The organism is Nitrosomonas sp. (assembly GCF_024282095.1).
Lineage (GTDB): Bacteria > Pseudomonadota > Gammaproteobacteria > Burkholderiales > Nitrosomonadaceae > Nitrosomonas.
Genome location: NZ_JAMWZS010000017.1, coordinates 46,445 through 53,967, shown reverse-complemented (window position 1 = coordinate 53,967; position 7,523 = coordinate 46,445). Strand labels below are relative to the sequence as shown.

7 protein-coding genes are annotated in these 7,523 nt (G+C 39.6%); 6 read left to right on the top strand and 1 reads right to left on the bottom strand.

Features of this window, described 5'->3' with window-relative positions; genetic code table 11:
- Positions 1 to 174: 174 nt before the first annotated feature.
- Complete coding sequence (locus Q0K92_RS06810) at positions 175 to 579, bottom strand: hypothetical protein (RefSeq protein WP_297325053.1); 405 nt, start codon at positions 577 to 579, stop codon at positions 175 to 177.
- A 435-nt stretch (positions 580 to 1,014) separates the two neighbouring features.
- Here Q0K92_RS06810 and Q0K92_RS06805 point away from each other — a divergent pair, with 435 nt between their 5' ends.
- The 6 genes from Q0K92_RS06805 (at position 1,015) to epsI (ending at position 7,376) form a co-directional block, all read left to right on the top strand.
- A complete protein-coding gene (locus Q0K92_RS06805) occupies positions 1,015 to 1,980 on the top strand; it encodes an EpsD family peptidyl-prolyl cis-trans isomerase (protein ID WP_297325052.1) in 966 nt (321 codons plus the stop codon).
- A gap of 71 nt (positions 1,981 to 2,051) precedes the next feature.
- Positions 2,052 to 2,891, top strand: a complete 840-nt coding sequence (epsE, locus tag Q0K92_RS06800) for a polysaccharide export protein EpsE (protein ID WP_297325051.1) — start codon at positions 2,052 to 2,054, stop codon at positions 2,889 to 2,891.
- A 440-nt stretch (positions 2,892 to 3,331) separates the two neighbouring features.
- Positions 3,332 to 4,717, top strand: coding sequence for a chain length determinant protein EpsF (epsF, locus tag Q0K92_RS06795; protein ID WP_297325050.1), 1,386 nt, complete (start codon positions 3,332 to 3,334; stop codon positions 4,715 to 4,717).
- A gap of 10 nt (positions 4,718 to 4,727) precedes the next feature.
- The gene (gene epsG, locus Q0K92_RS06790) at positions 4,728 to 5,633 is read left to right on the top strand and encodes a chain length determinant protein tyrosine kinase EpsG (protein WP_297325049.1); all 906 of its coding nucleotides are present in this window, start codon (positions 4,728 to 4,730) and stop codon (positions 5,631 to 5,633) included.
- Between the two features lie 14 nt (positions 5,634 to 5,647).
- Positions 5,648 to 6,541 (top strand): exosortase B, encoded by an 894-nt coding sequence (xrtB, locus tag Q0K92_RS06785; RefSeq protein ID WP_297325048.1) that lies wholly within the window; start codon positions 5,648 to 5,650, stop codon positions 6,539 to 6,541.
- A gap of 148 nt (positions 6,542 to 6,689) precedes the next feature.
- Positions 6,690 to 7,376: an exosortase-associated protein EpsI, B-type gene (gene epsI / locus Q0K92_RS06780; RefSeq protein ID WP_297325047.1), complete on the top strand. Its 687-nt coding sequence runs from the start codon at positions 6,690 to 6,692 to the stop codon at positions 7,374 to 7,376.
- Positions 7,377 to 7,523 lie beyond the last annotated feature (147 nt).

Sequence of the window (7,523 nt, the reverse complement as noted above, 5' to 3'; positions counted from 1 at the left end):
AGATTCACACCTCTATCAAACCGGGTAATCCCACCTTGGGCAAGACTCTACTGTCAGATCAAGTCTGAACTACTACAACTGACTTTGCGTAGGCTCATGTTCGCCGTATCTCAGGTGGATAGTCGCAGTCATGTTGTCGTAAATGCCGCGTTTCGGTATGCCGCCAATTGCCAGTCACTCTTCACTCCAGTCAAACTGAAATGCTTCACTCAACGTAAACCTCGGCGGCACATACGCCGTGCTCTGGTTTTCTTGATTGCGCCAGTTGCGGATAAAGTCGCAAATAATCGTATAATCGCCTGCATAATCTTCGTTCAATATTTCTTTGAACAACACAATGCCGTGCGGCGATCTTTCTTGGGACGACGGGCATCCGATTTCAGCGCCAAACATCAACCTGAACTCAAACGGCGTTAGCTTGTCCGACTTCTTTGCCCTTTGATATTTCACCGTGCTGTCACTCGGCGCTTGCAGCCATTTTTTTATCGTGCTCCGTGACAAACTCGTTCGTCGTTGAATTTCATTGATCGACAGGTGCTCACGGTAATACATCCGTCGTATCTTCGCATACATAACCATGGTAATCACCTCTTAAATTCTCCTACTTAAAATTTAAGCAAGATACGTGAATTACCTGGTCAATTTTCTACCAGTGTCAGTAAGGGTATAGTTGTGGGAGGCCACTTCTTTTCTAGCCAGTCGGAGTTGTTTCTATCACAATTTTAACGATTTCTGGAAAAAATCATTTCTCTAACCGTTTTTTGGAGAATTAAAGCGTATATTGTTTGCTTATTCGGTTTTTTATGGGGATAGATAGGATTTATAATGGATGTGCATTCATATAGAGAATATGAATACGCTATGATTTGTATTAAAGTTTCTTATCAGGTTGTCGTAACTGAATTGGAGATGCTTGTATTTACTGATCGTAATATTGTGGTTAATGCGGTGAAGTCGAAGGTGCGTTCGTTAAGTGCTGCTTTATTATAATTTAAATCATAAAGGTGAAATTCTATGGTAGTAACATATATGCGGATGAAATTGATAGGATTGGTATTGTTTTCTATTTTGGTTTTTTCTGCTTGTGATAATCAACCTAAGGAAAAGAAGCCCGGACAAGCATTAGTTAGTATTAATGGTCAAGAAGTTACTACACTTCAACTTAATGATGAAATAAGGCGTGCTGGTGTACGTGCCGATCAGTACGAGGCTTCTAGCAAGCAATTGCTGGAGTCGTTAATCGCTCGTCAATTGATTGTAGATGAAGCCATACGTAACAAGCTTGACCGAACTCCAGATGTCATGCAGGCACGTGAGAGAGCTAATGCGCAGATTATTGCGCAGGCATATTTGCAGGGTATAGTGAGTAAAATTACTAAACCATCTGAGGCCGAGGTTAATGAGTATTACCAGAAGCATCCAGAGTATTTCGCACAACGCAAACAATTTGATTTGACGATATTGCGCATTGCCACCAAAGATCTTAGTAGCGAATTAAGGGCAGTGATAGATGCTGCTAAGTCCACTGGTGAAGTTGCAGCTTGGCTTGATAAAAAGAATGTGCAGTATTTCCGTAGCTTGGCATCACGCAGTACTGCAGATCTGCCACTTGAAATGGTAACAATGATGCGAGAGAAAGGTAAGAACCATGTTTTTATCATTAATGAGCAAGAGAATAGTTCGCTAGTTTCTGTCAATGAGATCAAAGATAGTCCAGTCACAGCTACTGATGCTGCATTGCAGATTGAGAAATACTTAACCAATCATAAATATAAGCAGGCAATTGATGCAGAAATTGCCCGTTTACGTTCATCAGCAAAAATAGAATATCTTAATGCTAAAGCACCAGCGCGGAACACCGAAAGACCAGCTACTCAGTTAATGGATGATATAAACCATCCTGATACTGTAGGTAATTTAAATCTACCTGAACCTACTTCAGAAGGAGCAATTGAGCGTGGTATCATGGGGCTGAAATAAGAAACATAACTTTCTTGCTGTATCTTAGGAGTTTATTTTTTAGCGAATTAGATGTGGTATGTCAAAAAATTATGGATAAATGGACATTTAAGGCATTTATTATGAATAAAACGAAGCTATTATTGCTAATACTGATTTTTGTGCTCTCGTGGACGGTTTATGTTGGTAGTGCAGTTGCTGGAAAGCTGAAGGAAAGTGTAATAGGACCAGGAGATACGCTAAAAATATTTGTTTATGGACACCCGGATCTTACTACCGATACGAAAGTAAGCGAAACAGGAAATGTTACCTTCCCATTGTTAGGTGAGATATTTGTTGGTGGATTAACTCCGTCTGCTGCTGAACGAAAGATAGTAAATCTACTGGAAAGTCGTGACATCTTACGCAAGCCTCAAGTTAATATTTTTGCTGCTTCATTACAGAGTCAGATGGTATCTGTGCTCGGTTATGTTCGTAATCAAGGACGTTATCCAATCGAGGGAAAACGAAGTTTAACAGATATTCTTGCTATGGCGGGAGGGATAATGCCTGATGGGGGGGAAGTAGTTACTTTGATTCGCTCAGATGGAGACAAATCTACTAAAGAAGTGATTGATGTTTTGGAGATGATTCGCTCCAGTGATTTAACTCGGAATTTAATTGTGCGAAGTGATGATTTGATCTATGTTGAACGAGCTCCACGGTTTTATATATATGGCGAGGTGCAACGCGCTGGCGCTTACAGGCTTGAGCGTAATATGACAGTTATGCAAGCATTGTCAGTAGGAGGAGGACTAACTCAACGGGGTACTGAGCGTGGTCTAAGAATTCAACGTCGTGATGCTGAAGGTAATTTGCAGGTATTGACTGTCAATTCTAGTGATTGGGTTCAGCCGGATGACGTAATATATATCAAGGAAAGTTTATTTTGATATTTTTTCCTCAAGCTTTGTATTTCTGCTTTTTGTCGTAGATGATAAAGGAATATCAGAGCTTGTACCATTTGAGATGCGACTTAAGTGCCTATTATATATCAGGTGATACTGTAAATAAGAGAGTGTTAGGTCTATGGGAACTGTATCTGAGAGGTTTCTCACAAATTATCATCTATTGAAAGTCACAATTAGTAGAAGAGGTTAGGATTATGGATTATGTTGTGATGTGTTGGTGACTGGATTAGATGAAAGTTATTGTTTAGGTATACATTCGTAACTAGGGGGAGAGAGAAGGTGAGCAGTATGATCAATAAAGCTAGTTATAGGATAGGTTGCGAGGAGTGGATGATGGTTTTTGTGCACATTGAGATGCTCATCAATACAAGATTAAGGCTTTGCCGATGGTGTTTGGTTAAGTCAGAAATGAGATTTTAGCTATGAATTACTCCCGGTTTCTTCTTATTATATTGGCTCGTCGCAAGATTATTTTGCTTGCACTTATTGTGACAGTATTGACTACTCTGATAGTTAGTTTGTTATTGCCAAAAAGTTACAAATCGGCGGCCACTCTAGTGCTAACTCATAAAGGCCCTGATCCTGTGACTGGAGTTATTCTGTCTGCACAGCAGATTACGGGTTATATGGCTACTCAATTAGATGTCATTAAAAGTTCTAAAACTGCGTTAATGGTGGTGGATCAGCTTAAACTTGATCAGAGTGAAGTTGTGAAAAAACAGTATGAGGATAGCAGTACTAATATGGAGTTACGTGATTGGTTGGCTACTTTTCTTCTTAAAAACTTGGATGTTGAGACTGCACGTGATAGCAGCGTGATTCGAATAAATTTTATGAGTGTTGATCCCGTGTTTGCTTCAATCATTGCCAATGCTTTTGCGAATGCTTATCAAGAGATAAACATCCGTCTTACAGTAGAACCGTCACAAAAAGCAGCGACATATTTTACCAGTCAACTTAACTTGTTACGTGACAGATTGGAAACAGCACAGAAAAAACTGACAGTGTATCAGCATGATAATGGGATCATTGATGCAGATTTTCGTCTTGATGTTGAGACAAGACGACTAAACGATCTTTCTAGTCAATTAGTGGTTGCTCAAGCGGAGTTGATAGGAGCAGCATCGGAGAAGGGGAATAATTATCGCGGTGGTGAAACTCAGAGTGTTGTTAGGAATGTAATGATTAATAACCTTAAGATAGATTTATCCCAGGCAGAGTCTAGATTTTCAGAAATTTCACAGAAATTGGGACGCAACCATCCTAGCTATATAGGAGCCAAAGCGGAAGTGGAGAAATTGCGATCTGAGCTTAATAAGCATATCAAAACTACTACCGATAACGCTATCAGTCAAGAGGCTGAGATTCGTGCTGCACTTGAAGAACAAAGAACTAAAGTACTTTCTCTTAATCGTGCGAGAGATGAGCTTCAGCTTCTTACTAGAGAAGTGGAGGGTGCTCAACAAGCATATAACAGCGCTATGCAGCGCTTAAATCAGACTACTCTTGAGGGGCAGTCTAATTTATCGAATGTTTCCATCCTTGATGCGGCAAAAATTCCAGATAAACCAGATAGTCCTAAGTTATTACTTAATATGGTTCTGTCAATATTCCTAGGTACTTTGCTTGGGCTAGGAGTTGGTTTACTTGCAGAAATGGTTGATCAACGCGTGCGCTCACCAGAAGATTTAGTAGATGTACTCCAAACGCCTGTTCTTGGCGTAATAAAATGGGGAGTATCAGAACAGAAGCGCGTGCAGTTGACTTGGCCACGTTTGATGCGAAGAATCAATTTAAGCCTAAAATAGGAAAAAGAAAATGAGTACTTCAGGTCCTTCGGAAACAAAGAGGTTTATCGCTTCAAACTCAGTTAGCCCGAATGCATCTTCACTTCATAAATTTAGTATTGGCCACATTCTGTTAGATATGGGAAAGATTACACCAGTCGAAGCTGAACGTGTATTACGTTTACAGAAAGAGAGTGGTTTACGTTTTGGCGATGCTGCGCTTAAATTGGGTTTGATTACTGAAGCTGATATTCAATTGGTATTGGCGCAACAGTTTGATTATCCTTATTTATTGCCAGGGCAAGGAAATCATCCACCGGAACTTGTAGTTGCTTATCAACCCTTCGGTGCCCAAGTTGAGGTTTTTCGTGCGGTGCGCAGTCAATTAATGTTACGTTGGTTTACTTCGGGGCGTAAAGCACTGGCAATTGTTAGCTATAACTCTGGTGATGGAGTGAGTCTTTTTGCTGCTAATCTCGCGGTGGTGTTTTCGCAGCTTGGGGAGAGGACATTATTAATTGATGCTAATTTACGCTGTCCGCAGCAGCATGAGATTTTCAATCTAAGAAGTAAGCAAGGTTTATCTGATGTTCTTGCTGATCGCGCGAATATTTTTGAAGTAATTTCCAAGATAGAATCTTTCGTTGATCTATCTGTTCTGCCAGCAGGCACGACCCCGCCTAATCCTTTGGAGCTTCTGAATCGTAACTCATTTGACGAGTTGAATGATCAGCTTGCGGATCAGTTTGATGTGATTCTTTATGACACCTTGGCTTTTTCGAGTGGGGTTGACGCACTAGCCATTGCTGCGCGTACAAGCGGTGTATTGATAGTAGCGCATAAGAATAATACCCGTTTAAGTGATATCAATACTATGAGTGAACAGCTTAAATATAGTGGTAGCGAAGTAGTAGGCTCTGTTTTGATTGATTTCTAGTAAACAATTCGATTATGTTTTCTCTATTGCCCAAATTGCACAGCTCAAAATTAATTGCATTAGAATGGGGGCCCGTATTGTTGGGATTATTTGCTTTATATGTCCCTACCTTCTATAGCTTATTCTGTGGATTGTGGACTACAGAAGAGCAAGCGCATGGGCCGATCATTTTGTTTCTTGCGCTTTGGCTTATCTATCGTCGATGGCCAGAAATGATAAGTAAAGGTGAGGGTAAGTCAACCTCAATCTCGGGATGGATATTATTTTTCATAGCTCTGTTCCTCTATATTATTGGTCGTTCTCAACAGATATTAGTATTTGAAATGGGATCCTTTATTATAGTACTAGTAGCAATACTACTTATGAAACGAGGTAATAGTGCTTTGAAGGTTATGTGGTTTCCAATTTTTTTCTTATTGTTTATGATACCGTTGCCCAGTCAATTGGTAAGCTTACTTACTATGCCAATGAAGATGGCAGTTTCATATACGGCGGAACATGTTTTATTTTGGGCTAATTACCCGATAGCACGAAACGGAGTTATTCTGCAAATTGGACCATATCAGCTTCTTGTAGCAGATGCTTGTGCTGGATTGCAGACATTACTGACATTAGAAGCGCTCGGATTGTTCTATCTGAGTCTTGTTCATCATACTTCAGTTTTTCGTAATGTGACATTGGCTATTCTTGTGGTACCTATTTCTTTTACCGCTAACGTAATCCGTGTCATTGTGCTTACTCTAATTACCTACCATTACGGTGATGCTGCGGGGCAGGGGTTTTTACATGGATTTGCTGGAATGGTTCTATTTATCAGTGCGCTGATATTAATTCTTAGTGTGGATACGTTATTGCAATATTTTGTTAAGACACAGCCGATGGGTGTTTCGCGACTAAATAATGGTTAATGGTCTTTTTGTAATTATTGCTAACTATCTGATGATATTATATTAAGCATCTGTTGTGTGTAAATATATTTGATAGTTGCAGTCTGATGTGATTTAGCTTGTTCATAAAGATCGAATTGTGTTGTTTTTATGACAGAGGGGGAAAGCAATGAGAAAATCGTTAGTTATAAGTATTACTATGGGAGTATTAATGGTGTCATCCGGTGCTTTAACTATGGCCCTGACTCCAACTATAAAGATTGCCGATCAGCAGGAAGAGATCAATCTTGAGGTCATGATTCCTGAGACGTTTGAGGATTGGAAAATTGATAAATCAATTCTACCACTTCAAGTTGATGCTGAAACACAAGCTAATCTTGACAAGATATACAACCAAACATTGGCAAGAACCTACGTTAATTCTCTGGGTGAACATATCATGCTTTCTGTAGCATACGGGGGAGATCAGAGCGACAATTTAGCAGTACATAAGCCCGAAGTATGCTATTACGTACAAGGCTTCGAGATAGTGAAGACTCTATCAGATGAGCTACTTACACAATATGGAAAATTACCGATTAAACGTTTGCTAGCAGTTAAAGGTAATAGAAATGAACCGATTATCTACTGGGTTACGATTGGTAATAAAGCAGTGTTACCTGGTTTTGATCAGAAGTTGCAGCAACTACGTTATGGTCTGACCGGAAGTGTGCCTGATGGGATGTTGGTGCGTATATCTTCCATATCACGTGATGAAGATAGTGCCTATCGTCTTCAAACTACTTTTATACAGAATTTGCTATCAATAATTGGTACTAGGGAACGTATTAGATTAATAGGGGCTTTTGAAACATAAAATAGTAAATTCAACATATATGAATGAGTAACAACAAATATAACTTGAAAGACATCTTGAGTATTTTATGTTACTTAATTAAATTAGGGATCTGATATTGCTGATATAAGGCTTTCGTTCGTGTTGTAAGGCAGAAGATAGAAAATG

Bases quoted from the DNA above. Each gene is read 5' to 3' on its own strand.
- xrtB (WP_297325048.1), top strand. From the start codon at position 5,648: ATGTTTTCTCTATTGCCCAAATTGCACAGCTCAAAATTAATTGCATTA.
- epsF (WP_297325050.1), top strand. From the start codon at position 3,332: ATGAATTACTCCCGGTTTCTTCTTATTATATTGGCTCGTCGCAAGATT.
- epsE (WP_297325051.1), top strand. From the start codon at position 2,052: ATGGATAAATGGACATTTAAGGCATTTATTATGAATAAAACGAAGCTA.
- Q0K92_RS06810 (WP_297325053.1), bottom strand. From the start codon at position 579: ATGGTTATGTATGCGAAGATACGACGGATGTATTACCGTGAGCACCTG.
- epsI (WP_297325047.1), top strand. From the start codon at position 6,690: ATGAGAAAATCGTTAGTTATAAGTATTACTATGGGAGTATTAATGGTG.
- epsG (WP_297325049.1), top strand. From the start codon at position 4,728: ATGAGTACTTCAGGTCCTTCGGAAACAAAGAGGTTTATCGCTTCAAAC.
- Q0K92_RS06805 (WP_297325052.1), top strand. From the start codon at position 1,015: ATGGTAGTAACATATATGCGGATGAAATTGATAGGATTGGTATTGTTT.